The organism is Dellaglioa sp. CoH-57-MRSF-22 (assembly GCF_056781895.1).
The window spans coordinates 1-240 of record NZ_JBXAXT010000269.1 but is presented as its reverse complement, the minus strand read 5'-3'; the positions used below and the strand labels follow the sequence as shown (position 1 = coordinate 240).

Annotated in this window: 1 protein-coding gene; it reads right to left on the bottom strand. The window is 52.1% G+C overall.

Annotated elements, in window-relative coordinates; genetic code table 11:
* A partial coding sequence (locus tag AC1RPR_RS09040; RefSeq protein ID WP_481763614.1) for a hypothetical protein occupies positions 1-240 on the bottom strand: 240 nt, incomplete at both ends.

Below are 240 nucleotides of genomic sequence, written 5' to 3'. Positions count from 1 at the left end.
ATTTCGGGCTGGGCATCCGGGTGATTACGCAGCTCAAAGAAGTTGTCCCATTGACTCGACGTGACCACCACATTGATGTTGGTAAACGCCTCAAGCACGCGATTGGCAACCTGCTTGTGGATGTTGTACTCATTGGTCCAGCGCTCAACGTAATCAGCAGTCAGGTTTGCCAGCTCCTGCCATTCCTTTCGGAACTTATCGAGAACATCGGCAGTAACTTGATCGCTAGCCTGCATGCCC